Here is a 24,715-nt window from a genome sequence, read left to right as displayed (position 1 = left end):
GTGTCCGTGATGATGAAACGGGTTGGGCTCCTTTTCTTAAGTACTTTACTGCTTTTGACCGGCTGCTGGGGTGGCGATGAGCTGGAAAAAGAAGAAAAGATCGTGCAAGAAAAGGGCAAAAAAGATGAAAAAGCGATTATAACAGGCGAGATTAACACGGGTGAAAAGTACTATCGTAGTATTTTTCCGTTCGAACCAGGTGGAGCTCGTGGTGTAATCCGTTATGGTGTTGATAATCGGCTTGATATCAATGAGTTTGAGATGGGCTTAATGCGCATCGCTCAAGACACATTCAGTACAGACAAGTACTTTTTCCAAGAAGGACAGTTCTTAAATGAGCCTACGGTTACAAACTGGTTAAAAAGAGCAGACGAAGAGCCTGGAAAAAGTAAAAGCAAGCTAGATCAAACAGGGTTGAATCCGAAGCTTGGTGTAAAAGTAGACGAAGGTGACCCAGAATACAAAAATAAGATGCTAGAAGCAAACAAGAACAACCCTAAGTATCTCTCTTATGTTCTTGAACACAACTATCTCGTTCAGAGCGGTGATGGAAAAGTAAAGCTTGGCGGTGTAGTAGTCGGGTTATCCTTTAACTCTACGTATTACTATGATGTTAACCAACAAGGCTTGATCTATCCTGGTGAAGTTAAGCTTGAGCGTGAAAAAGTGAAACAAGAAGCACAGAAAATAGCTGGACAAGTGGCAAGCCGTTTGCGCACAGATCCAAAGCTGAAAGATGTGCCGATCGTATTTGCTCTCTATCAAGAAGAAGAACGTGATTCTGTAACACCCGGAAACTTCTTCGCTTCAGGCGTTGTGAAAAAAGGAAGCAACTCGGTAAGTTCATGGGAAGATGTAGATGAAGATTATGTGCTGTTCCCATCTGACGCTGCATCGAAAAAGAAACGAAGTGACTATGAAAAGTTCACGACCTTTAAATCTAAGGTTCAGGAGTATTTCCCTAACTATATCGGTGTGATCGGAAAAGGCTACTATAAAGACGGTAACCTTGAACGATTGACGATTGAGATTCCGGTTCAGTTCCGCGGTAAAGCAGAAATCATCTCCTTTACCCAGTTCGTAGCAACGTCCGCACTAGGCGAGCTTCCGAATGTACCGATCGAAGTATACATCGGTTCAGCTGTTGATCAGCCAGAGGCACTCATCGTAAAAGACGAAACTACACAAGAAGAACCGTTCGTGCATATTTATCGTAAGTAAGGATTTTTGACAGCCCACTACCGTTATGGTTAGTGGGTTTTTGTTGTGCAAGGTGAGCAGTTCCTGGGGACGCAGTCCTCAAATGCATTATGGTTAGCGATTTTACGGTACGTGTTTTTATATTTATTACACGTTCACCGCTAAATGGGCTGTTTCCACCTGAAAGTGCTTCGTTTTCACCTGAAAAGTGGTTGTGAGCACCGCTAACATACATGTAACCACTTGAGATTGCACTGCGACCACCTGAAGACACCTGTTCAATAGGATCTTTTTAGTGACTTTGGAAAAATATACTTCAAAACGAACAAAACTCATATTTATTCGTATAACACCTGAATCTTCTAAACAAATCAAGGGAAAATTCACTAATCATTCACTACAAAGAAAAAAGATACAAAAATGTACGACATCCCTTTAAAATAAAGAATTCTGACTATTATCAGTTTGTTTGAACAAACCGCTATGTTCATGTAGAATGAACGTGGGAAACCGAATAATGAAAACGCTTTAATAGGAGGGGAATTTATTATGACACGTGAATACCGTCATGAACCATTTATGGATTTTTCAGTTCCTGCAAACAAGGAAGCTTACGAAGCAGGGTTAAAGGTAATTAACTCTAAGCTTGGTACAGAGTTTCCGCTTGTTATCGGCAGTGAAAAGATCACGACAGACGAAAAGATTGTTTCTATAAATCCAGCTAACAAAGAAGAAGTGATTGGATCTGTTTCCAAAGCGACTCAAGATCATGCTGAGCAAGCGATGCAAGCTGCATTAACAGCTTTTGAATCTTGGAAAAAGTGGGATCCTGAACACCGCGCGAACATCTTGTTCCGTGCAGCAGCGATCATCCGCCGCCGTAAATATGAATTCTCCGCTATGCTTACAAAAGAAGCAGGTAAGCCATGGAAAGAAGCTGACGCTGATACAGCTGAAGCGATTGACTTTTTAGAATACTATGCACGCCAAGCGATCAAGCTTAAAGCTGGACAACCAGTTGTAAGCCGTGAAGGCGAAATTAATAAATTTAGCTATATCCCACTTGGAGTAGGTATCGTTATCTCTCCATTCAACTTCCCGTTTGCGATCATGGCAGGTACTGCAGCAGCAGCGTTCGTTACAGGTAACACAGTGTTGTTGAAACCAGCGAACACTACACCAGTTATCGCAGCAATGTTCGTTCAAGTGATGGAAGAAGCAGGACTTCCTGCGGGCGTTCTTAACTTCGTTCCTGGTAGCGGTGCAGAGATCGGTGACTACCTAGTAGACCATCCGAAAACTCGCTTCGTATCGTTCACAGGTTCTCGTGAAGTTGGTTGCCGTATTTATGAGCGTGCAGCAAAAGTACACCCTGGTCAAATTTGGCTGAAGCGTGTAATCGCTGAAATGGGCGGAAAAGACACAGTTGTAGTTGACCGTGATGCTGATCTTGAATTAGCAGCAAGCTCAATCGTTTATTCTGCATTCGGATTCTCTGGACAAAAATGTTCTGCTGGATCTCGTGCCGTTATCCACCAAGACGTTTACGACGAAGTTTTAGAAAAAGCAGTAGCTCTTACGAAAACATTAACGATGGGTAACCCTGAAGAAGTTGGCACTTACATGGGACCAGTAATCGACCAAGCTTCTTTCAACAAAATCATGAAATACATCGAGATCGGAAAAGAAGAAGGTCGTCTGATGACTGGTGGAGAAGGCGACGACTCTAAAGGTTACTTCATCCAGCCTACAATCTTTGCTGATGTAGATGAAAAAGCTCGCTTGATGCAAGAAGAGATCTTCGGACCAGTTGTAGCGGTATGTAAAGCGCGTGATTTCGATCACATGATGGAAATCGCAAACAACACGGAATACGGTCTAACAGGAGCACTTCTTTCTAACAACCGTGAGCACATCGAGCGCGCACGTGAAGAGTTCCACGTAGGTAACTTCTACATCAACCGTGGATGTACAGGCGCAATCGTTGGATACCAACCGTTTGGCGGGTTCAACATGTCTGGTACTGACTCAAAAGCTGGTGGCCCAGACTACCTAACACTTCACATGCAAGCAAAAACAACTTCAGAAACACTATAAATTTTAAAATCGACCCCTTTCTCACCTGAGAAAGGGTTTTTTTATGTGGGTATTTTTCATTTATAAGTCTTCAACAGAACTTATAAGTCTTGAAAAAATTTTATAAGTCTTCAAATTTTTTTATAAGTCCTCAAAAAAGTTTATAAGTCTTCACACAATCTGCAAAGAAAAAAATGGATTGTACACGCTGCTTCAGGAGAAGTTAATCGTATAACGATATGGAAGCAGGTGTGAAGATGTCCAAAGATAAAGAGCCAAAGAAGAATGTTCCTGAAGTCGATCTGGATGAAACGTTGCCTCATCAGATCAGTTCGCCTGATTTTAAAGGTACAGGAATGAAGATGGAAGCGCCTTTTGTAAACGAGCACGGTGTTGTGATCGGAGACAGCTTTTACGATTCAGAGAATTCGCCACTGAATAAATGGAGCACAGACACCGATCCAGAAGTGATGGCAGGCGAAGAGTGGGTGCATCCGACGAATGATATCGGCTGGAACACGAACATAAACCGAGACCTGATCGAAAAGAAAGCACCGCCAAAAGAAGGCATGCTTCGCCATCCCACGAAAGACTCGAGCTACGGAAAAGATTAAAAGCATTCGGTGAAGTAACCGAATGTTTTTCTTTTGCTGTTTCTCAATCTTCGTTGTTATTGGAAGTTGTTGATATCCGTTCCAGGTGCTCGCTTTCCGCGGGGCAGGCGGTGAGCCACATTCATACGTTTCACTTTTAAGTGTCTCACCTGTCCGCTTGTCCCGCAGGAGTCTCCCACCTTGCACTCCAATCAACTTTCATAGAAGAAGATAAAAATTAGGATGATAGCAACAAACTTTTAGAAAAATAGCCTTTTCTTTTGGTGTTCAACACTATGTAGTAAGATAAACATAACAAATAAGGAGGTAACACACATGGCATATTTCGCAGCAATACTACATATGGAAAAACCAGAGCTCAATCAAGAGTTCCGTCAGGCACATCTTGATTACCTAGCAGAGCTTGTGGCACAAGATAAAGTTCATTTGAAAGGACCATTTTTGGACGGAGCAGGCGGTATGGTCGTTTACAAAGCGGAGTCACTAGACGAGGCTAAACAATTAGCCGAAGAAGATCCTTACGTAAAAGAAGGCGTGCGCCGCTTAGAACTTCATGAGTGGGGAATCTAAATCATTTAATATCAATAACGGAGGAATCTACGTAAAAGTAGATTCTTTTTTCTATTTCGAGGGCTATTTATATGGCGTTTCAGGTGGTAGCGGTGCAATTTCAGGTGGTCACATGCTTCACAGCGGTGCTCACAACTCATATACGGGTGGAAACAAAGCCATTACAGGTGAAAACAACCCATTTACCGGTGAACGTGTAATAAATATAAAAACACGTACCGTAAAACGGGTTCACATCCCGCAAACAAACCCACAAAACCCCATAAAAATAACTCAATTTCGTGAATGTTCCGTCCTCAAGTTGCTTATACAGCAAGCTTTTTGTTATCATCAGAATAATACTTTTCGTATAGAAAGTCTTGGAGGTGGCGAGCTTGTCTCGAATTTCGAAAGATCAAGTGAAACACGTGGCGCATTTAGCCAGGTTAGCCGTTACGGAGGAAGAAGCCGAAATGCTGACTGAACAATTAGATAAAATCATCGGGTTTGCTGAAGAACTGAACGAACTCGATACAGATAACGTGGAGCCGACTACACACGTTCTGGAACTGAAGAATATCCTTCGTAAAGACGAAGTGAAAAATTCGGTATCAGTGGATGAGGCGATGAAAAATGCGCCTTCAGAAAGAGATGGCCAGTTTAAAGTTCCGAACATTTTGGAGTAGGAGGAAAGACCACGTATGTCGATTTTAGATAAAAAGATCTCAGAACTGCATCAATTATTACATACAAAAGAATTGAGTGTAACTGACATTGTGGATGCGACGTTTGACCGCATTCATCAAGTAGATGGTAAAGTAAAGGCGTTTTTAACTCTAAATGAAGAATACAGCCGCATTAAGGCTAAACAATTAGATGAGAAGCTCGTTTCCGGTGCTGACAGAGGACTGCTCTTTGGTATGCCGATCGGAATTAAGGATAACATCGTAACTAAAGGGATCCGTACAACTTGTGCGTCTCGCATATTAGAAAACTTCGAACCGATCTATGATGCGACCGTTGTGGAACGCTTGAATCAAGCGGACACGATCACGATCGGAAAATTGAACATGGATGAATTTGCGATGGGCTCATCAAACGAGAACTCCGGATTCCACCCAACTCATAACCCGTGGGATCTTTCTTGTGTACCAGGAGGTTCTTCCGGTGCGTCTGCAGCATCCGTATCAGCGGGAGAAGTTCTTTTCTCACTAGGCTCTGATACAGGTGGCTCGATCCGTCAGCCTGCTGCCTTCTGTGGTGTTGTTGGATTGAAGCCGACTTACGGACTCGTTTCTCGTTACGGTTTAGTCGCGTTTGCGTCCTCACTGGATCAAATCGGTCCTGTAACGCGTAACGTTGAAGACAATGCATACCTACTGCAAGCCATTGCAGGAAACGACCCGATGGATTCTACTTCTGCAAAAGTGGACATCCCAGATTACCTCGCTTCTTTTACAGGTGATGTAAAAGGGCTGAAGATCGCGGTTCCAAAAGAATACCTTGGTGAAGGTGTTGAGCCTGGCGTAAAAGAGCGCGTGATGGAAGCTCTAAAAGTGCTTGAAGGACTTGGAGCGACATGGGAAGAAGTTTCTCTGCCGCATTCTCGTTATGCGCTTGCGACTTACTACTTGCTGTCATCATCTGAAGCATCTGCTAACCTTTCACGCTTTGATGGTGTACGTTACGGACTGCGTTCAGATAACAGCGAGAACTTGATCGAGATGTACAAGCAATCTAGAAGCGAAGGATTTGGTGAGGAAGTAAAACGCCGCATCATGCTAGGGACGTTCGCGCTAAGCTCTGGATATTACGATGCTTATTATAAAAAAGCACAAAAAGTTCGTACGCTGATTAAAGAAGACTTTACGAACATCTTTGAAAAATACGATGTGATCATCGGGCCAACAACGCCATCTGCATCGTTTAAATGTGGATCGATGACGAAAGATCCGCTAACGATGTACATGAACGATATCTTAACGATTCCGGTTAACTTAGCGGGTGTGCCTGCGATCTCTGTACCATGTGGATTCTCAGATGGACTGCCGATCGGACTTCAGATCATCGGTAAACATTTTGACGAGAGCACGATTTATCGCGTAGCACATGCGTTTGAACAAGCAACAGATCATCACACAGAAAAGCCGAAGCTGTAGGGGGTGCAGAAAATGAGCGAATTTGAAACGATAATTGGATTAGAAGTACACGTGGAATTAAAAACGAACACTAAGATTTTCTGCGGCTGTTCTACAAACTTTGGTGCACCGCCAAACACGAATGTGTGTCCGATCTGCTTAGGACATCCTGGCGTGTTGCCTGTTGTGAACCATCAAGCTGTCGATTTTGCGATGCGTGCAGCACTCGCGCTTAACTGTGAAATCAATAGAGAAACAAAATTTGACCGCAAGAACTACTTTTATCCAGACAATCCGAAAGCCTATCAGGTGTCACAGTTTGATAAGCCGATCGGTGAACACGGCTGGATCGAGATCGAAGTTGGCGGAAACAAAAAGAAAATCGGCATCACGCGTATCCATATGGAAGAGGATGCAGGTAAGCTGACACATACGGCAGACGGATCACTCGTCGATTTGAACCGTCAAGGAACGCCGCTTGTTGAAATCGTATCTGAGCCGGATATTCGTACACCGGAAGAAGCTTACGCGTATTTAGAAAAGCTTAAAGCGATCATTCAATACACAGGTGTATCTGACTGTAAGATGGAAGAAGGTTCGTTGCGTTGTGACGCGAATATTTCAATTCGTCCGGTTGGTCAAGAGAAGTTCGGAACAAAGGCGGAGCTTAAGAACTTAAACTCGTTTGCTTTCGTTCAAAAAGGGTTAGAGCATGAAGAGAAGCGTCAGCGTGAAGTGGTTTCAGCTGGAGGAGAGATTCTTCAAGAGACTCGCCGATATGATGAAGCGACGAAAACGACGATCCTCATGCGTGTAAAAGAAGGATCTGACGACTATCGTTACTTCCCAGAGCCTGATCTCGTGTCCATTTTTATTGATGAAGAGTGGATGGATCGTGTGAAATCAGACATTCCAGAGCTTCCGGATGCTCGTCAAAAGCGTTATGTGGGTGACTTCGGATTACCTGAATATGATGCGAAAGTATTGACGATGACAAAAGAGATGGCAGATTTCTTTGAAGCGACAATCACAGCTGGTGCAGATGCGAAGCAAGCATCCAACTGGATCATGGGTGAAGTGAGTGCTTACTTAAACAATGAAAGTAAAGAGCTAGACCAAACAGCTCTAACAGCTGAAGGTCTTGCTGGTATGATCAAGCTGATCGCTGACGGGACGATCTCGAACAAAATCGCGAAGACGGTCTTTAAAGAATTGATCGAGAACGGTGGCGACGCAGAGAAAATCGTAAAAGAAAAAGGTCTCGTGCAGATCTCAGACGAAGGAGCAATCCGCGAGATCGTTGTTAAAATCCTTGATGCGAACGAGCAATCTGTTGCGGATTATAAAGACGGAAAAGAAAAAGCCGTCGGATTCCTGGTTGGACAAGTGATGAAAGAAACAAAAGGAAAAGCAAATCCTCCACTTGTAAACAAGCTGATTGTGGAAGAACTGAAAAAAAGATAAATAAGACTTGTTTTGTTTTGCTCTGTTGATTAGGAGGATGGTTGATTTCCGTTTCAGGTGCTCCCTTTCCGGGGGGCGTGCGGTGAGCCTCTTAGCGCTATGCGCTGTTAAGAGTCTCACCTGTCCCACTGATCCCCAGGAGTCTCGCACCTTGCACTTCAATCAACTTGCAACGAAGAAAGTCTAAAACAAAGAAATCCTCCTGTTACTACGGGAGGATTTTTTTGTTTCAATCATTATTCAGAGAATCCTGAATCAAATAAGCAATCTGCTTACATGCAGGATGATTATTCAGGTTTAAGATCAACCCTTTTACAATAGCAGGACTAAGACTTGGCTCAATCATCTGCAGTTTCAGAAGGGTCAATGACTCTTTTAACGTTGAATCCTCCACTTCCTCTATCTTTTGCTCTATCAATTCTAGGAGCTGCTCTTTCGTTATATGCATATGAAATGGTTCATTGATCGTGTGATAAAGCTCTTCTGTGATAAATGTCGTTTCTGAATGCTTGGCGAGCAGTGCTGTTTTCTCTGCAAGTGAGCGACTCAATGTATGAAGATCCAGTGGAACGTCAAAGAAAAGGATCAGGTGTGAATACGTATGAATAAAGCCCTTCACACAATAAATTAAATCATAACGAGTCTGTGAGATTTCTTCCCCATATATGCGGTCTAACATACCTAGAATGATGTTATCGATGAGTTTATCGTATTGATGGATCTTTGAGATAAGCTCTTCGTTCAAGGTTTTGGATTGTTCTTTAATAAAGATCTTGGCGAAATCAGAATGCTTTTGAAATGAATGAAACGCAGCTTGGTAGAATTCGTATAAAAGATTAGCATCCATTTCGTGATTTTTGACTACTTGGTCAATATCTGAGATGAGACTCAGCATAAAGTGGTCGATCAGACCGTTGATCAATTCGTCTTTTGATTTAAAAGATAGATAGAAAGCCCCTTTTGAGATGCCGGCATGTTCTGTGATCTGTTGTACAGAAGTGGCGTCAAACCCTTGCTGTGCAAAAAGTTCGAGTGCACTCTCCATAATTAATTGTTTCTTACTCATTGTATCGCTCCTAAGTAATTCATTGACAAATGACCAATCAGTCATTAGTATAAATAATTGAGTTGGATAAGTCAATTAGGGGTTGGTGGATGAATGAAAGGTTTAGTTAATTTTGTCTTAATGAATAAATTAGCTGTATGGCTGCTTACCATTATTATAACAGTCTCAGGTATTTATTCAGGAACACGCATGAATATGGAAACGATTCCGGATGTTTCAATTCCATACTTGATGGTGATGGACGTTTATCCTGGAGCTACTCCAGAGAAAGTAATGGAAGATGTGTCGATGCCGATCGAGAAAGCGGTAGAAGGACTTGAAGATGTTAAAGCCGTTTATTCAAATTCTTATTCGAACCTGTCTAATCTCCAAGTGGAATACGAATACGGTATAGACATGGACGAAGCAAAGCGTGAGCTACAATCTGCACTAGATGCAGTCGAATTGCCAGAAACGGCTGAAGAGCCGACTGTGACAGCGATCAGCATGAACATGATGCCAGTTGCTGCACTCAGTGTAAGTAGTACGAAAGAGGATATCGTTGAATTAACTTCAACGGTTGAAGAGATTATTCTTCCTAAGATCGAGAAAATTGATGGTGTGGCATCCGCTAAGATTACGGGTCAACATATCGAAGAGGTAGATCTTACATATAAAAAAGATAAGTTGAAACAGTATGATCTAACAGAAGATAAAGTAAAAGAAATGATTCAAGCAAGCAACATGGCCGTTTCATTAGGGCTGTATGAGTTTGAAAAAGGGGAAGAAGCAGTTGCTGTTGATGGAAAATTCATGACTTCAAATGAATTGAAGAACATGATGATACCAGTAACACCTTCTGCAACAAACCCAACACCGTTTGTAAAGCTGAGTGAGATTGCGGATATTAAAACGGTAGGGAAAGTGGAATCCGTCTCTCGAACGAACGGAGATGAAGCGATCGCGATTCAAATCGTAAAAGAGCAGCAAGCGAACACCGTTGATGTCGTGAATGGTGTAAAAGAACTGATTAAAGAAGAAAAATCAAGAGTAGATGGTCTTGTCATTGATGTGTCACTCGACCAAGGAAAACCGATTGAAGATTCAGTGGCAACCATGATCGAAAAAGCATTGTTTGGCGGATTGATCGCCGTATTGATCATCCTTTTATTCCTGCGTGATTTTAAATCGACGATCATTTCAATCATCTCTATTCCGGTTTCTATCTTCATGGCGTTATTGGTGCTTAACTGGATGGATATCACGTTGAACATCATGACACTAGGGGCGATTACGGTTGCGATCGGTCGTGTAATTGATGACTCGATCGTTGTTGTAGAAAATATTTATCGACGTCTGCATTTGAAAGAAGAAAAATTAAATGGGCGTGCGTTAATCCGAGAAGCAACGATTGAGATGTTCAAACCGATCCTTTCTTCCACACTCGTAACGGTTGCGGTTTTCGCTCCGCTTATCTTTGTGGGTGGTATGGTAGGCGAACTGTTCGCGCCTTTCGCGTTAACGATGACATTTGCGCTAGGTGCGTCACTTATTGTTGCCATCACCATCGTTCCAGCATTATCACACTTTTTGTTTAAAAAGAAGCTGTATAGCGAAAAGACAGAAAGCAGTCATAAAGAAACTGGTAAGTTAGCGAACTGGTATAAAGGGATTCTTAACAAATCCCTCAATCATAAAATCATCACTTCTATCCTTGCCGTTCTTTTACTTGCAGGAAGTTTAGCATTAACGCCTATTATCGGTTTCAGCTTCATGGGCAGTGAAGAAGACAAAGTGATGTATTTAACATACACACCGAAAGCCGGGGAGCTTAAAGAAGAAACATTGAAAAACGTTGAAGCTCTAGAAGAGAAGATGCTAAAACGTGATGATATTGATATCGTTCAAATCTCTGTTTCAGATAACGCAGATCCGATGATGGCTATGGCCGGTGGAGGAGAAGGCGGAGCGCTCATGTACCTCATCTTTGATCCGGATATGGAGAACTTCCCAGAAGTGCGTGATGAAATAGAAGACGATGTTGCCGACCTTGGTCAATCAGGAGAATGGAAGAGTCAGAACTTTGCTGCCTCAACAGGAGCAGAAAATGAAGTCAGCTATACGTTCTACAGTGAAGATCTGAATAAACTCAATAAAGCCGTAAAAATGGCAGAAGAATCTATGAAGAAGAACGATCAGCTAGAGGATGTTACTTCAAGCGCGAAGGATGCGTTTGTCGAACATACGTTTAACGTCGATCAAAATGAGATTCTAAAATATGGACTAACAACAGGTCAAATCGTGATGATGCTGAATCCGATGAAAGCGGATGATGTCTTAACGACGATCGAAAAAGACGGAGATACACTAGACGTTATCGTTCAGCAAGAGCAAACGAAGCAACCTAAGTCAGTCGATGATATTTTAGCAAGACAGGTACCAACTGCTCTTGGCACAACAATGCCGTTATCTGAGCTTGTTACGGTTGAAAAAGGAACAACGCTTAATACCCTTGCCCGAAGTAAAGGGGAGTATTATGCTACCGTGTCTGGTAAGGCAATTGGCGATGATATGTCCAAAGCCACATCTGAAGTCCAAAAAGACATCGATAAACTAGATATGCCAAAAGGAGTTACTGTTGGAGTGGCGGGTGTTCAGGCTGATATGAACGAAACCTTTACACAGCTTGGAGCTGCTATGCTTGCAGCAATCGCGATCGTGTATTTCATACTTGTCGTAACCTTCCGTGAAGGTGTCGCACCGTTTGCGATCCTGTTCTCGCTTCCATTTGCAGTAATCGGTTCATTTGTCGGTCTATTGATCGCAGATGAGACCATCTCTGTATCCGTAATGATGGGGCTGTTGATGTTGATTGGCATCGTTGTAACGAATGCCATCGTACTCGTAGACCGAATCATTCACATGGAACGTGAAGGAATGAGTATGCGTGATGCGATCCTAGAAGCAGGAGCAACACGTCTTCGTCCGATCCTGATGACAGCTATCGCTACAATCGGAGCATTGATTCCGTTGGCAGTTGGCTCAGGCGGTGGCGGGCTGATCTCTAAAGGTCTTGGCGTTACCGTAATCGGCGGTTTAGCAAGTTCTACACTATTGACGCTAATCATCGTGCCAATTGTGTATGAAGTCCTCTCCAAAATCTTTAAAAAGAATCGTAAAGAAGTAGAAGAGAATTAAGTAGAAAGCCCTGCAAAGTGATGTTGAGTCACTTGCAGGGCTTTTTTATTTGGCTGTTTCCGTAACCTTTGTTGCTTTTGAAAGTAGTTGATTTCCGTTCCAGATGTCCGCTTTCCGCGGGGCAGGCGGTGAGCCACATTTGAACGTTTCACATTTAAGTGTCTCACCTGCCTAGTTGCAGTGGCTAGCCCCTCGAGGTCAAATGTTAAATGGTTAAGAAGGCAAAGTGCGCCTTCAAACCCATTCACCTTTTGCTTGTCGGGGCTGAACGAGCCACCTCTACTTTGACGACTGCCCACCTGTCCTAGCCTAGAGTCTCCCATCTTACACTTCAATCAACAGTCAAAGAAGTAAATACTAAAAATTAAAAAGCAACAATCTTTTAGAAAACAGTCGTTTATTTAAAGCGGATTACTTATTGCATCAACTACTTCCGCATCCACTGCCGCAACTGCTTCCACAGCTGCTCCCGCTATCGCTGCTGCAGCTGCTGTCATGTCCGGCATTGTCGTCACGGTGGTTACCACACCCACTCCCGCAAGCGGTAGTATTTCCAGAATTATAGCTTGATGCAGGATTTAACTTCGCCATATACATGTCATATTCGTCAAAATGATGATAGGAATAATAAAGCATCGCGCCCGCTAAGATGGGTGCGCTATCTATTGAATTTGGTGATAGTTTTAATCCCTTGTAAGGATCTTTATCGTTCGATACTCGGTTCACATCTACTTTAATTTTTGTTAGTAAAGCGTCAACGGTTTCTTTATCAGCATTCGGTCTAAAATATCGGTTTCCAAGTTCTTCTGTTGAAAGAGTTTGAAGATCATGTAAAAGCCCTTGATGTAACGGATTTTGAAAAAATGTACCCCAAGCAATAGGTGTAAAATCAGTAAACGTAAAAAGCTTTGCGTACAACAGATCAAACCAAGCTCTTCCATGTGGATCGGGTTCTACAACATCATTCGGAGCATGATGAATGTGCTCACCGCATAGTTCAGTAGAAAATTTTTCATACTCCTTCGTATACATCAGCATCTCGTGCCAGATGTCATCCACCTTTTTACTGAACATGGGAACATTATTTAAAAGGGAACACATGATAAAGAAGCGCTGAAGCTCATAATATACAACCTCAAAGTAGGCTTCTGTTGCCTTCGGGTGTTCTGAAAGATATCTACGTTTTATTTTTTCTTTGAACTCACGAGGGAGAGCTCTCTCCATATTTCTTACACTTTTTTGCAAATATAAATCTTCACGAATTCCCAAATTTGGAGGCAGTTCGGTTCTTTCTGCAACCTTCAGGTAGTTCGGTTTTGTTGTGTACTTTATAACAAGGGGAGCAATTACGGCAATCGCAAAAAATAATAAAAATAGTTCAAACATAGATGGCGCCTCCTTTTACGTCTCCTACCAAATAGCTATATTCTAGTTCTCTACTTTAATGATAATATAAGATGAAAATATTGTAAAAAAGTGGGTGTTTATTTGACGGTTTTGTTGTTAGCTGGAATTGTTTTTACGTTGATTCTCATAATGAGACAAAGGGATTTTGCTTCTGTAGGTATGGTAAAAAACATATCTCATAAAATGAAGGGACATTCTTTAAGTACAAACTATTGGCAAGCGGGTATAGCTCTATTTTCTGTGAACGCTGCATTATTCGCACTAGCTTTTGTTATTCTATTCTTTCTCCCTTATGGTGCTATGGCAGGGCTATTGATGTGCATCCCGCTCAGTCTTTTGACGTGGATAATATTTTCTGAAGCGTGGATGGGGACGTGGAAGGATAAAGTGAAGATGGCGTTCATCGGAAGCTCATTTTTCTTACTTTTCTTAGTGTGGGTTTTTTGGTATTATGCAACGCTTGAACCCGCTTATCCAGGAGACGATTTATTCATGGCATGGATTGGAGTAATCATTGCGTCTATTTTTACTACTGGTGCGATGTGTGTGAGTATGTTTGTGATTTTGCGAAAATGATTATTTGACTTAAAAAGAGACTGCGTAGAGGGCAGTCTCTTTCATCTGCTTAATTACGAATGAGGTTTCGATTATCCTCAGTCTCAAACTCTTTAATATGGATCATGTTCGCAGATACATAGTGCTCGTTACCAACATGAATCAACTGTGGAGGATAGAGCGGTTTCTCTGGCATAATGATAGGTTTTCTATATGCATTTCGACGTTCAGGATCTGCGATCGGAATGGATGATAAAAGAGATTTCGTATAAGGGTGGATCGGATTTCGATACAATTCATCTTTTGGGGCCAATTCAATCAGATGTCCTAGGTACATGACGGCTACACGGTCACTCATATAATGAACAACACCAAGGTCATGTGAGATGAACAAACACGTTAGATCTAGTTCAGACTGAAGATCTTTTAATAGATTCAACACTTGCGCTTGAACAGATACATCGAGCGCTGAGACAGGTTCATCTGCAATAATAAACTTAGGATCTAGCATTAATGCGCGAGCGATTCCAATCCTCTGACGCTGACCACCGGAGAATTCGTGGATCTTTTTAAGATAAGAAGTCTTCGGTAACCCGACCTTTTCCAATAGACTGTATGCTTTCTTCGTACGTTCTTCTTTGCTTAACATCTTCTGAATAACATGCGGTTCTTCTAAAATTTCCCCGACCGTTAAACGAGGGCTGAGTGACTCATAAGGATTTTGAAAGATCATCTGAAATTCTTTACGGTACGGCCGCAACTTTTTTTCAGGCATATGTGTGATGTCCAGGCCATCAAACGTAATGTTTCCGTGCTCTGGTTCATATAATCGCATGATCGTTCGACCAAGGGTCGTCTTACCAGAACCGGACTCCCCAACGATCCCTAACGTTTCGCCTTTAACAATATCGAGTGTAATTCCATCGATCGCTTTATGGGTCCCCGTTTTCGTCACAAAGTACTTTGAAAGGTTCTGGATGCTTATCAAATGTTTATCCAACGATCGTCACCTCGCTCTCATCAAAAAGGCGTACATAATGACCTGGTTCCACTTCTATAAGAGAAGACGGAGCATGATAGACTTTACTTTCCATAGAATACGTCTCTGGTGCGAATTTTCTTCCCTTGTAGCCTGCTTCTTCAAACGAATAATCGTAAACGCTCTTTAAACGCTCGCCATCGCTCTCCAAACTTGGAATGCAGCCGATCAAGCCTTTTGTATAAGGGTGGATCGGATTATTAAATATTGTAAACACATCTCCTGATTCTACGATTCGTCCTCCAAACATGACATACACCCAGTCAGCATATTCAGCTACAACACCAAAATCATGTGTGATCATTAAAACAGAAGCGTCTTCACGTATTTTATAATCAGCGATTAAATCCAAAACTTGCCTTTGAATCGTAACGTCTAACGCGGTTGTTGGTTCATCAGCAATTATCAGTTTAGGCTTACAGGAGATGGCCATTGCGATTAAGATACGTTGTTTCATGCCTCCTGATAGCTGAGAAGGATATTGATCATAAATGTGTGCAGGATTATGAAAACCTACTTGTTCGAGAAGGGAAAGCGCAACTGCTCTAAGCTCTGATTTCGGCATCTGTTTATGATATTTCAAGCCTTCTGTGATCTGAACACCCACCTTCATAGCTGGATTCAGTGAGGCGATCGCGTCTTGAAAAATCATGGAGATTTCGTTGCCTCTTATTTTTTGCATCTCTTTTTCTGTCATCTGCAAAATTTCTTTATCGTCAAAAGAAATAGAGCCTGATTCTGCTCGCCCGTTTGCTGGCAGAAGTTTCAGCACGGATAGGGAAGTGACACTTTTCCCAGAACCCGATTCGCCGATAAGAGCGACAGTCTGTCCAGAATTAATGGAGAGACTTATATCGGTAACCGCGTTAAACACGTTTTTCCCACTGCCGAATGCTATGTTTAAATTGTTAATTTCTAAAAGCCTGCTAGACATGTTTCACACCTCACTTATGATTTGTTGGACTCGAGGCTGTTCTGTATACCTTGTATCATGAGATTGATCGAGAAAATCGTAAAAGCAAAGAATGAGAGCGGTACTAAAATAATCCATGGAGCCGTTAAGAGCTTTTGGTACGACTGGCCGATGATACCAGCCCATTCGCCGCTTAATGAAATTGTTGAAGGCGTTAAGTTAAAGATATCGCCCATCATCACAGTTTTTGATCCACCGATAAGAACAGCAAGAACACCTAAGTGCGCTAACAGAATCAATGTTTGGATGGCTTGCTGAGCAAATAAAAGCAGAAGTTTTGAGCTCAGTTCAGGCAGGACATGTTTGTAATAAACATATGGCTTTTTCGATCCTAATGAAAAAGTACTGACGATATAGTCTTTTGCTAGGATGGAGCGAATCTCTTCAGAAAAGGTTGATACTAATGGCGGGACTCCAATACCAACGAGTATCAAGCACTGCACGACAATAAGAGTCATCATGCCCATCGGTTCAGTAGCATCTTTTACAAAGAGCGGAACCATGAACATATAAGCTAAGATGGCTGTTGGAATATAGAGGGTAGCTTGTACGATATCGTCAAAGAACGTACTCTTCGATTTTCTATGAAACAAGGAAAAGAAAAGGGCGAAGAAAATTCTAAGAAATGCGATGACTAAAGTAATTAGGATCGTATACTTTGCACCTTCCAAAACAAGATACAGTAAGTGCTTTCCGTTCATATCCGTTCCAAAAGGAGGCATGTCTTTGGGTGAGAAAGGTGCTATACCAACGATGACTTCATTTTCGTCATATAGAAACTTAGATTCCTTTTGAACATCCATTACGGACGGATAAATAAAGCTTAATAAAATAAAACTCACGATAAATAGAAACCCGATTAAGAACTGTGGTTGTTTAAGCAATCGAACGATCATGCTGCATCCTCCTTTTGGACGTTTAAGCCTCCGCGGTATGATTCCATGACCTCGAACAGGAAGGAGAAAGGAATCGCGATAAACAAGACCGTTATAATAAACGAAACACCTTGCGTGTTCAGCATGATGGTCATTATTCCGTTCAAGTTAAAGACGAATTCTAGAATGAATAAGTTCGAAAGCATGAAAACAAAGATGGTCTTGGAATATTGAAAGAGACTGGTCATGATGTTACGGAACACATGATTGAGCGTGATGTAGAGGTTTCCGAGTCCCATCGCTCGTGCTACGGTTATGTATGGTTTGTTTTGTTCTTCTTTCATTAGTAGAAAGGTAATCTTAAAGAGTTGAATCGTTGGCAGGACAGATAGTGTTAGAATTGGAAAAAAGTAGATTCGGTTATCATAGACACCAGAAACATTCGCGATTAACAATCCAGTCTTCTTAAAGATATATACCGCCGAAACTTGTAACGCGATAACAATAAAAAGATCTGGCAAAGATTCTAATAGTGTTAAAAATCCATAGACAGCGCGTTTTAATGATCTTGGCAGCAGTGTTGCTAAGAACGTGAGCAATAACGCTACTAGGAGACCTAGTAGTAGTGCTGTAAAGAAAATTGTCATCGAATAAAAAAACTTATCAAAAATATCTGGGAAAAGACTATATTTTCGATTCTCGATGGTGTACTCCCAAAGCTTCATGCTTTGTAGTGGGGCGATACCAAAAAAGATAGAAGGAAGAAAGCTGATGATTAAAACGCCGATCAAGATCGATCGAAGCCTCTTCAAATAACTCGAAAATGAAAAGTTCATATATACACCTCTTTTTGTAGCGGTAGTTGACAGAATAATCTGTATGTAATAATTGTAAACGAATTGACATGTCTTTTAAATAAAATTATGTATGAATTTTCCAAACGCACCTCTTTTCTAAATGTTTTGACGTACCAAGTAATGTGAATCATTCAAATAAATTTTAAAAAAATACTGAATGGGTATCATCAGTATTTTTTCAGAAAGGTTATTTGTCGTTGTTTAAAACCTCGTTTACCAACCAATCGATTCCTTCTTGAATACATGTTTCAGAAGGATTTGAGTGCGGTGTATGTTCGAGTACCCAAATAAGATCAGGGTAACTTGATAGAACGTGAAGTATCTCCTTAATGGAATAATGTTTTCCGTCAACTTCATGTGATGGATGGATAGGGACCCATATGTATTTATCATCAATAAACTCAATGTTATGAAGATGTATAACTTTTATGTAATCTTTCCATTTCTGAATCATGTTTAGAGCTTGTTCACCAGCAGCTAATAGGTAATCACCAATATCAATACACAGCTTCAGTCCGTATTTTTCCCATAATGTGATAGGAAAAGCATTTAGGTACTCAATTCCTTTTGGCGATTGATCCAACCCAAGTTTTGGTTCACAGACGATTGGCAAGTTGTATGTTTGCTGCAGTTCGGATAATCGTTTTAGACCCTGCTCAATTAAGGTATCAGGATTTTGGGCACTTCCTTGAAAATAAGGAAAATGAACAAGGATATACTGAGCGTCTAACTTAACAAGACGCTGAATTTCCTTTTCGAACAAAGTCCATGCTTGTTCAGGTGCATATTGAAACTTCTCTAATAGATCATATTTACTTCCGTTTCTATAGATGGGAGAGTGGATGCCAAAGGTTTTGTTGCTTTTCTTTAGAAGTGATAGAAACCTTTGAAAGGCTTCTTCATTTTCAAATTCTCCAATCTCAATATGTGTGATCTGTTCTTGAAACAGTTCGCTAAATTTCGTTTCATCAGACATGATGGTACTACCTGAAATACCGATTGTATGTGTCATCTTTTCCTCCTAAATAAATAAAAAAGACAGGAATGAGACCCTGTCTTTTATAATCCTCCACCACCGCCGGAGTGGTGATTATGTTGGGATGCGTTCCAGGCTGCTGCATTGTTGATCTTGTTCTGATCGCTAACATGCTCTTCAAGCTCGTATTTATAATTGTATCTTCTGTACTTCAGCCTTGTTCTCCAGTTTACGATTGCGGCTAGTAAGAACACAGCGGCCACAGGTCCTAAAATGTATACCCAAAACATAGAAGCACCTCCTATAAATAGTGATGTTACTCGTTACCGTATGTTGTTATTACTTATATATGCGAGTCTAGATAGAGAGGTAGCTTGTTCGGCTTAAAAGCTGTTTCATTGTATAGTTCTATAAAATGGTAAAGAAATCCTTTAAGGGGTCTGTCCCGGGGTCTGNCCGGGGTCTGACCCCGGGACAGACCCCCTACAATTTAGACACAAATTTAACACATACTGGCAGATAACAGCTTTGCAATTTAAGACCGGTATCACTATAATATAAGAGGAATCGACAGAAGCAGTCCGGCAGTGGGCTGTTTTTTGCAGTTATACAACAAACAAATTTAGGCTAAAACTTTTATTAAGAAGTCAAACAATGAAGGTGAAAGATATGAAACGAGCTCGACTAATATATAATCCAAGTTCGGGAAGAGAAACGGTAAAAAAACAGCTTCCTTATATTTTAAACAGACTTGAAAATGCAGGTTATGAAACGTCTTGTCATGCAACAACACCTGAAGATGGTTGTGCGACTCGTGCAGCACGTGCAGCGGGGGAAAGAGGCTTTGACCTTGTTATTGCAGCCGGTGGAGACGGAACGATCTATGAAGTTGTCAACGGACTAGCAGGACTTGAAAATCGTCCTATGCTAGGAATCATTCCAGCTGGAACGACGAATGACTTTGCACGTGCAGTAGGTGTGCCGCGTACGATTGAAGGAGCTTGTGATGTTCTTTGTGGCGGTGTACATATGCCTGTTGATATCGGTAAAGTAAACGATAAATACTTCATCAACATTGCGGGTGGAGGTCGTATAACAGAGCTTACGTATGAAGTACCAAGCAAACTGAAGACGATGATCGGACAACTTGCGTACTTTTTAAAAGGAATCGAGATGCTCCCATCGATTCGTCCTACATTTGTTGAGATCGAGTTTGATGATAAAGAAAAATACGAAGGCGAGATCATGCTCTTCTTAGTAGCAAACACAAATTCGGTTGGAGGCTTCGAGAAGCTTGCGCCATCATCAGAGTTTCATGACGGTCTTTTTGATGTAATCATATTGAAGAAAACAAACCTTGCAGAGTTTGTCCGTATTGCCTCTCTTGCAATCCGGGGCGAACACATCCATGATGATCATGTCATCTATAAAAAGGCAAAGCGTGTAAAAGTAACGCCTCGCGAGAAGATGCAGATCAACTTAGATGGAGAGCTTGGCGGCATCCTGCCAGGTGAGTTCGAAAACTTACACCATCATTTTGAACTGCTCGTACCAAAAGAGCGACTTAAACCTTAAACCAATCAAGTCAAAGAACACTTTAAGCAAATTTGCTGAGTGTTTTTTTTATGGTAAAAACCTGTAATACCTGAATAAATATGAAAGTAGAATATAATTCAGGTTTTCACGATGCTCTTTTTTTACGAGCTTCCAAAGGAGTTTTTAAAAATGGATAGCAACCCGAATTTGTGTGAGCAGTTTGCTAGTATTTTAAACGGAAAGTCACAAAAACAAGATGGTGTTTGCAAGGTCTCACTGCACCGAACGTTCTCCGCCTCTGTTCAAGGAAAACCAAGCAAAGCGGTTCTTCCTGTTGGAATTTCGTTTGAGTCTCTAGATCAGGACGGGAACGCTCTGAATCTATTGGAAATTGCTATCCTTCAGGAAGAAATACCACGATTTATGTATGCTGTTGTTCACCAGGGGCTCATTGTGAGTGCGCTTCATAATCACTGGTTATACGCTAATCCTCAGGTCATGTACATGCATGTTCAATTCGTTGAATCCCCTTTAAATTTTGCTCAAAAGTTAAACCGTTCTTTTTCTTATTTAATCAGTTACCCTTCTTCTTAGAAATATCCTTACTGCAGGCTACTTTAGGTGGTCTGTTTTTTTATGTAAGCATTTGGTGTCCACTAACAGTTATGCTACAATCAGAAAAGCATAATGGACGAAAAGGGACGATGAAAATGACAAATGCTGATTTGCCTGTTCATAAGAATGAAAGTTATGAAGTAGATATAGTGGATTTAACCCATGAGGGAGCAGGAGTTGCTCGTGTAAATGGGTTTACTTTGTTTGTGCCGAATACATTGCCTGGCGAGCGTGCGAAGATTAAGGTTGTTGGTGTGAAAAAAGGGTTTGGTTTTGGACGCTTAGAAGAGTTGATTGAAGAGAGCCCTGAGCGAGTGGAACCTCCATGCCCCATCTACAAATGGTGCGGAGGCTGCCAGCTGCAGCACTTATCTTACGAAGGTCAGCTGGAATACAAGCGCAAGCAGGTAGAAGACGTTTTAAAGAGAATCGGAAAGTTAGAAAACGTACCCGTACTCCCTACACTTGGTATGGGAGATGAACCGTGGCGTTATCGCAACAAAGCGCAAGTTCCTGTTGGTGAACACAACGGCCGACTCGTCACAGGTTTCTACCAGAAGCGCAGCCATGAGATTGTTGAGATGGACAGCTGTATCATCACGGGTGATACGAATGATGACGCGGTTCAAGCGGTTAAAGAAATCGTAAACCGATACAACATAAGCGCGTATAACGAAGAAAAACACAAAGGGATCTTGCGCCATATCATCGCACGATACGGAAAAACAACAGGCGATTTAATGATTGTTCTTGTTACAAACGGAAAAGATCTTCCTCAGCGGAAGAAGATCATAGAAGATATTCGTGAAGCACTGCCTGAGATTAAATCCATCGTGCAAAACGTAAACACAAAACGGACGAACGTCATTTTTGGCGATGAGACACGGGTTATTTGGGGTGCGGAGTACATCTATGATTATATCGGTGACATCAAGTTTGCTATTTCCGCTCGATCGTTCTATCAGATTAATCCGGATCAAACAAAAGTGCTCTATGATCAGGCGTTAAAATACGCTGATTTAAACGGAGATGAAACGGTCATTGATGCGTATTGTGGAATCGGGACGATCTCATTGTTCCTCGCGCAAAAAGCGAAAAAAGTATACGGGGTAGAAATCGTACCAGAAGCGATTGAAGACGCGCGCCGCAATGCGGAGTTAAACAATATCCATAACGCTGAGTTTGCTGTTGGTAAATCAGAAGACGTGATTCCAGAGTGGAAAAAACAAGGCATCACGCCAGATGTGATTGTCGTCGATCCCCCACGAAAAGGCTGCGACGAGGAGTTATTAAAAACCATTATTGAAATGAAGCCGAAGCGTGTTGTCTATGTGAGCTGTAATCCAGCCACACTTGCACGTGACCTGCGCCTACTTGAAGATGGTGGATTTAAAACGCAGAAAGTCCAGCCGGTTGATATGTTTCCGCAGACGACACATGTTGAAGCTGTTGCGCTGCTCGAGCTTAATGAATCATAAAAATTAATGCTGACTGTTCAAATTCTTAGGATACAGTAGAGATGAAGGGAACGTGTCAGCAGTGCGGACACGTCATGGCAAGATTAATTGAAAATAAGTAGGTAATTACAGTGAGTGAGCCTCCATGGAGGCTCACTTCTTTTTTAAAATTATGCCTGTATATTTTTAAAACCTGGTGACGAGAAAAGTGATTTTGACGAGCTGATACCGAATTTTAACAGTTTGCCAGTTATTGTTTTTGAAAAGGCGATATGCTAGAATCATGCTTGGGAATGATAATTATTATCAATAAGAGTTTCTTAAAATGTAATAATAGTTTGTACTGGTTGTAAAGTTCCCATTTATATCTTTTAATGATGCTAAAGTTTGTAGTGTTGATAGAAAATCATATTCTCTGAAGTGTCTGGAGAATGGTTAGGTATATAGAAACTGTTTCTCCTTCAAATGCAGAGACAGTCATTATGGAAAGGGTGTAAACGATGAGAAACATCGAAAAATATAGAAATGCTTTTATTCATGTGTTGGAACTAGAGGAAGATGAAGTGGTTGAGAATTTAGAATTAGCAGAATCAGCAGAATGGGATTCAATTGCACATATGGCGCTCATTAGTGAGATTGAGGATGTATTTGATGTTTCATTAGATTCAGAATGGATGACTGAATTCAATTCTTATCAGTCTGGAATTGAGCTATTGGAACGCTTGGGAGTGGACTTTATTAATGAATAGCTTCAAAAAGATGGAGCAGTTTGGGAACCGCACCGCTGTATATGCAGACCGAGAATATTCATACTCTGAAATGATAGAAATATCTGATGCCATCTGCGGTAATGTGGGTGAAAGAACGCTCGTTTTTTGTTTGTGTTCAAATGATAAAGAGTCTTTATTTGGTTACGTGGGCTTTATTAGAGGTGGAGTTGTCCCCGTGCTTTTGGATGCATCCATTCATATGGATCGGTTACGAAGACTGGTTAACCTTTATAAGCCTGCATACATCTGGGCAAGTAGTAATAATCAAGAACTCTTAAAGACAATGGATTCTTCATTTGTATATGGAGATTACACATTATATAAATGTCCGACCCATTTTCAACATAATCTTCATGAACATCTTGCTCTTCTCTTAACAACCTCTGGAAGTACGGGGAGCCCAAAATTTGTTCGTTTAAGCTATGAAAATATTTTTGAAAACGCTAAATCAATTGCAAAGTACCTTGATATCCATGAAAACGATATACCGATCACCACATTACCCATGAATTACTCTTACGGGCTTTCTATAATTAACAGCCATTTCATTTGTGGAGCGACCATTGTTGTAACGGGGGCATCTATCATAAGTAAGGAGTTTTGGGATTTATGTAAGGAACAACAAGTCACAACTTTTGGTGGAGTTCCTTTTGTGTATGAGATGCTTGACAGGTTGAAGTTTGAAGAGCTTAGTCTTCCAAGTTTGAAAAAACTAACTCAGGCAGGTGGGAAATTGAGCGATACTTTATCGCTTAAGTTTGCTAATGTGTGTAACCAGAAAGGGGTTCAGTTTTTTACAATGTACGGTCAAACGGAGGCGACAGCGCGGATGACCTATTTACCATACGAAAAAAACATTGAAAAAGCTGGAAGTATCGGTGTTGCTATTCCAGGTGGAGAGCTAATCCTTCAAGATGACAAGGGAAACAAAATTACATCACCTCATCTGATAGGTGAATTGATATACAAAGGGCCAAATGTTTCCTTAGGGTATGCTGAGTCGTTATTCGATCTTTCGAAAAAAGATGAGAATAACGGTGTTTTGCGTACAGGAGATATGGCTTACTTTGATGAGGATGGGTACTTCTTTATATCGGGCCGCATCAAAAGAATGATTAAGGTCTATGGAAACCGCATCAGCCTTGATGAATTAGAAACGTTTTTACATGAGCATGGCCACGATTGTATCTGTACTGGAACGGATGACCAAATGTATATCTACACATTAAGAGATGATTTTGTTCAGATAAAAAAAATAATCAAGGAAAAATTAAACTTAAAGGGTTTTAAGATTATGAGAATAGCGGAAATACCACGTAATCATTATGGGAAAATCCTCTATTCAGATCTTCCTAAACATGGATAATTACA

General features: G+C 41.3%; 23 protein-coding genes. 14 read left to right on the top strand and 9 right to left on the bottom strand.

Annotated features, from left to right (window positions below):
* Window positions 1-9 precede the first annotated feature (9 nt).
* The 7 genes from ACFS5O_RS03765 to gatB all read left to right on the top strand — a co-directional run bounded on the left by ACFS5O_RS03765 (window position 10) and on the right by gatB (window position 8,041).
* Window positions 10-1,221, top strand: coding sequence for a CamS family sex pheromone protein (locus ACFS5O_RS03765; RefSeq protein ID WP_205724326.1), 1,212 nt, complete (start codon window positions 10-12; stop codon window positions 1,219-1,221).
* Window positions 1,222-1,749: 528 nt separating this feature from the next.
* Window positions 1,750-3,297 carry an L-glutamate gamma-semialdehyde dehydrogenase gene (gene pruA, locus ACFS5O_RS03760; protein ID WP_197222884.1) on the top strand — a complete coding sequence of 516 codons (1,548 nt, stop codon included), beginning with the start codon at window positions 1,750-1,752 and terminating at the stop codon, window positions 3,295-3,297.
* Window positions 3,298-3,533: 236 nt separating this feature from the next.
* A complete protein-coding gene (locus ACFS5O_RS03755) occupies window positions 3,534-3,890 on the top strand; it encodes a DUF3905 domain-containing protein (protein WP_205724327.1) in 357 nt (118 codons plus the stop codon).
* Between the two features lie 315 nt (window positions 3,891-4,205).
* Window positions 4,206-4,460, top strand: a complete 255-nt coding sequence (locus ACFS5O_RS03750) for a YciI family protein (RefSeq protein WP_066390840.1) — start codon at window positions 4,206-4,208, stop codon at window positions 4,458-4,460.
* Between the two features lie 374 nt (window positions 4,461-4,834).
* On the top strand, window positions 4,835-5,125 hold the full coding sequence (gene gatC / locus ACFS5O_RS03745) for an Asp-tRNA(Asn)/Glu-tRNA(Gln) amidotransferase subunit GatC (RefSeq protein ID WP_205724328.1): 291 nt from the start codon (window positions 4,835-4,837) through the stop codon (window positions 5,123-5,125).
* A gap of 15 nt (window positions 5,126-5,140) precedes the next feature.
* Entirely contained in the window at window positions 5,141-6,598 is a 1,458-nt protein-coding gene (gene gatA, locus ACFS5O_RS03740) for an Asp-tRNA(Asn)/Glu-tRNA(Gln) amidotransferase subunit GatA (RefSeq protein ID WP_205724329.1), read from the top strand.
* Between the two features lie 12 nt (window positions 6,599-6,610).
* Window positions 6,611-8,041, top strand: coding sequence for an Asp-tRNA(Asn)/Glu-tRNA(Gln) amidotransferase subunit GatB (gatB, locus tag ACFS5O_RS03735; protein WP_205724330.1), 1,431 nt, complete (start codon window positions 6,611-6,613; stop codon window positions 8,039-8,041).
* Window positions 8,042-8,270: 229 nt separating this feature from the next.
* On the opposite strand, the gene ACFS5O_RS03730 is transcribed toward gatB, so the two are convergent.
* Window positions 8,271-9,107 (bottom strand): TetR/AcrR family transcriptional regulator, encoded by an 837-nt coding sequence (locus tag ACFS5O_RS03730; protein ID WP_205724331.1) that lies wholly within the window; start codon window positions 9,105-9,107, stop codon window positions 8,271-8,273.
* Window positions 9,108-9,200: 93 nt separating this feature from the next.
* Here ACFS5O_RS03730 and ACFS5O_RS03725 point away from each other — a divergent pair, with 93 nt between their 5' ends.
* Entirely contained in the window at window positions 9,201-12,284 is a 3,084-nt protein-coding gene (locus ACFS5O_RS03725; protein WP_205724332.1) for an efflux RND transporter permease subunit, read from the top strand.
* On the opposite strand, the gene ACFS5O_RS03720 is transcribed toward ACFS5O_RS03725, so the two are convergent.
* Together ACFS5O_RS03720 and ACFS5O_RS03715 are read right to left on the bottom strand one after the other, a co-directional pair.
* Window positions 12,281-12,436, bottom strand: a complete 156-nt coding sequence (locus ACFS5O_RS03720) for a hypothetical protein (RefSeq protein ID WP_205724333.1) — start codon at window positions 12,434-12,436, stop codon at window positions 12,281-12,283. The two genes, ACFS5O_RS03725 and ACFS5O_RS03720, sit on opposite strands and share 4 nt — an antisense overlap.
* A gap of 271 nt (window positions 12,437-12,707) precedes the next feature.
* Window positions 12,708-13,670 (bottom strand): glycine-rich domain-containing protein, encoded by a 963-nt coding sequence (locus tag ACFS5O_RS03715; RefSeq protein WP_205724334.1) that lies wholly within the window; start codon window positions 13,668-13,670, stop codon window positions 12,708-12,710.
* A gap of 102 nt (window positions 13,671-13,772) precedes the next feature.
* On the opposite strand from ACFS5O_RS03715, the gene ACFS5O_RS03710 reads away from it, so the two are divergent.
* Window positions 13,773-14,267: a hypothetical protein gene (locus tag ACFS5O_RS03710; protein WP_205724335.1), complete on the top strand. Its 495-nt coding sequence runs from the start codon at window positions 13,773-13,775 to the stop codon at window positions 14,265-14,267.
* A 49-nt stretch (window positions 14,268-14,316) separates the two neighbouring features.
* On the opposite strand, the gene ACFS5O_RS03705 is transcribed toward ACFS5O_RS03710, so the two are convergent.
* The 6 genes from ACFS5O_RS03705 to ACFS5O_RS03680 form a co-directional block, all read right to left on the bottom strand.
* On the bottom strand, window positions 14,317-15,246 hold the full coding sequence (locus tag ACFS5O_RS03705; RefSeq protein WP_205724336.1) for an ABC transporter ATP-binding protein: 930 nt from the start codon (window positions 15,244-15,246) through the stop codon (window positions 14,317-14,319).
* Window positions 15,239-16,219: an ABC transporter ATP-binding protein gene (locus tag ACFS5O_RS03700; RefSeq protein ID WP_205724337.1), complete on the bottom strand. Its 981-nt coding sequence runs from the start codon at window positions 16,217-16,219 to the stop codon at window positions 15,239-15,241. Before ACFS5O_RS03700 ends, ACFS5O_RS03705 begins: the two co-directional genes overlap by 8 nt.
* A gap of 14 nt (window positions 16,220-16,233) precedes the next feature.
* Window positions 16,234-17,154 (bottom strand): hypothetical protein, encoded by a 921-nt coding sequence (locus ACFS5O_RS03695; protein WP_205724338.1) that lies wholly within the window; start codon window positions 17,152-17,154, stop codon window positions 16,234-16,236.
* Window positions 17,151-17,969 (bottom strand): ABC transporter permease subunit, encoded by an 819-nt coding sequence (locus tag ACFS5O_RS03690; RefSeq protein ID WP_205724339.1) that lies wholly within the window; start codon window positions 17,967-17,969, stop codon window positions 17,151-17,153. The genes ACFS5O_RS03695 and ACFS5O_RS03690 overlap by 4 nt, the downstream gene beginning before the upstream one ends.
* Window positions 17,970-18,177: 208 nt before the next feature.
* Window positions 18,178-19,002, bottom strand: coding sequence for a TIM barrel protein (locus ACFS5O_RS03685; protein ID WP_205724340.1), 825 nt, complete (start codon window positions 19,000-19,002; stop codon window positions 18,178-18,180).
* Window positions 19,003-19,049: 47 nt separating this feature from the next.
* Window positions 19,050-19,256, bottom strand: coding sequence for a hypothetical protein (locus tag ACFS5O_RS03680; protein WP_205724341.1), 207 nt, complete (start codon window positions 19,254-19,256; stop codon window positions 19,050-19,052).
* Window positions 19,257-19,635: 379 nt separating this feature from the next.
* On the opposite strand from ACFS5O_RS03680, the gene ACFS5O_RS03675 reads away from it, so the two are divergent.
* The 5 genes from ACFS5O_RS03675 to ACFS5O_RS03655 all read left to right on the top strand — a co-directional run bounded on the left by ACFS5O_RS03675 (window position 19,636) and on the right by ACFS5O_RS03655 (window position 24,710).
* Entirely contained in the window at window positions 19,636-20,541 is a 906-nt protein-coding gene (locus ACFS5O_RS03675; RefSeq protein WP_205724342.1) for a diacylglycerol kinase, read from the top strand.
* A 150-nt stretch (window positions 20,542-20,691) separates the two neighbouring features.
* Window positions 20,692-21,096 carry a DUF1259 domain-containing protein gene (locus tag ACFS5O_RS03670; protein ID WP_205724343.1) on the top strand — a complete coding sequence of 135 codons (405 nt, stop codon included), beginning with the start codon at window positions 20,692-20,694 and terminating at the stop codon, window positions 21,094-21,096.
* Window positions 21,097-21,212: 116 nt separating this feature from the next.
* Window positions 21,213-22,595, top strand: a complete 1,383-nt coding sequence (gene rlmD / locus ACFS5O_RS03665) for a 23S rRNA (uracil(1939)-C(5))-methyltransferase RlmD (protein ID WP_379838687.1) — start codon at window positions 21,213-21,215, stop codon at window positions 22,593-22,595.
* 479 nt (window positions 22,596-23,074) lie between these two features.
* A complete protein-coding gene (locus tag ACFS5O_RS03660) occupies window positions 23,075-23,323 on the top strand; it encodes a phosphopantetheine-binding protein (protein WP_205724344.1) in 249 nt (82 codons plus the stop codon).
* Window positions 23,316-24,710, top strand: coding sequence for an AMP-binding protein (locus tag ACFS5O_RS03655; protein WP_205724345.1), 1,395 nt, complete (start codon window positions 23,316-23,318; stop codon window positions 24,708-24,710). Before ACFS5O_RS03660 ends, ACFS5O_RS03655 begins: the two co-directional genes overlap by 8 nt.
* Window positions 24,711-24,715 lie beyond the last annotated feature (5 nt).

This window comes from Fictibacillus nanhaiensis (genome assembly GCF_042686385.1).
GTDB lineage: Bacteria > Bacillota > Bacilli > Bacillales > Fictibacillaceae > Fictibacillus > Fictibacillus nanhaiensis.
Note: the sequence above shows the minus strand (reverse complement) of the source record. Positions and strands in the feature narration are given on the sequence as shown.

Bases quoted from the DNA above. Each gene is read 5' to 3' on its own strand.
- ACFS5O_RS03765 (WP_205724326.1), top strand. From the start codon at position 10: ATGATGAAACGGGTTGGGCTCCTTTTCTTAAGTACTTTACTGCTTTTG.
- pruA (WP_197222884.1), top strand. From the start codon at position 1,750: ATGACACGTGAATACCGTCATGAACCATTTATGGATTTTTCAGTTCCT.
- ACFS5O_RS03755 (WP_205724327.1), top strand. From the start codon at position 3,534: ATGTCCAAAGATAAAGAGCCAAAGAAGAATGTTCCTGAAGTCGATCTG.
- ACFS5O_RS03750 (WP_066390840.1), top strand. From the start codon at position 4,206: ATGGCATATTTCGCAGCAATACTACATATGGAAAAACCAGAGCTCAAT.
- gatA (WP_205724329.1), top strand. From the start codon at position 5,141: ATGTCGATTTTAGATAAAAAGATCTCAGAACTGCATCAATTATTACAT.
- gatB (WP_205724330.1), top strand. From the start codon at position 6,611: ATGAGCGAATTTGAAACGATAATTGGATTAGAAGTACACGTGGAATTA.
- ACFS5O_RS03730 (WP_205724331.1), bottom strand. From the start codon at position 9,107: ATGAGTAAGAAACAATTAATTATGGAGAGTGCACTCGAACTTTTTGCA.
- ACFS5O_RS03725 (WP_205724332.1), top strand. From the start codon at position 9,201: ATGAAAGGTTTAGTTAATTTTGTCTTAATGAATAAATTAGCTGTATGG.
- ACFS5O_RS03715 (WP_205724334.1), bottom strand. From the start codon at position 13,670: ATGTTTGAACTATTTTTATTATTTTTTGCGATTGCCGTAATTGCTCCC.
- ACFS5O_RS03700 (WP_205724337.1), bottom strand. From the start codon at position 16,219: ATGTCTAGCAGGCTTTTAGAAATTAACAATTTAAACATAGCATTCGGC.
- ACFS5O_RS03695 (WP_205724338.1), bottom strand. From the start codon at position 17,154: ATGATCGTTCGATTGCTTAAACAACCACAGTTCTTAATCGGGTTTCTA.
- ACFS5O_RS03690 (WP_205724339.1), bottom strand. From the start codon at position 17,969: ATGAACTTTTCATTTTCGAGTTATTTGAAGAGGCTTCGATCGATCTTG.
- ACFS5O_RS03685 (WP_205724340.1), bottom strand. From the start codon at position 19,002: ATGACACATACAATCGGTATTTCAGGTAGTACCATCATGTCTGATGAA.
- ACFS5O_RS03680 (WP_205724341.1), bottom strand. From the start codon at position 19,256: ATGTTTTGGGTATACATTTTAGGACCTGTGGCCGCTGTGTTCTTACTA.
- ACFS5O_RS03675 (WP_205724342.1), top strand. From the start codon at position 19,636: ATGAAACGAGCTCGACTAATATATAATCCAAGTTCGGGAAGAGAAACG.
- ACFS5O_RS03670 (WP_205724343.1), top strand. From the start codon at position 20,692: ATGGATAGCAACCCGAATTTGTGTGAGCAGTTTGCTAGTATTTTAAAC.
- rlmD (WP_379838687.1), top strand. From the start codon at position 21,213: ATGACAAATGCTGATTTGCCTGTTCATAAGAATGAAAGTTATGAAGTA.
- ACFS5O_RS03660 (WP_205724344.1), top strand. From the start codon at position 23,075: ATGAGAAACATCGAAAAATATAGAAATGCTTTTATTCATGTGTTGGAA.
- ACFS5O_RS03655 (WP_205724345.1), top strand. From the start codon at position 23,316: ATGAATAGCTTCAAAAAGATGGAGCAGTTTGGGAACCGCACCGCTGTA.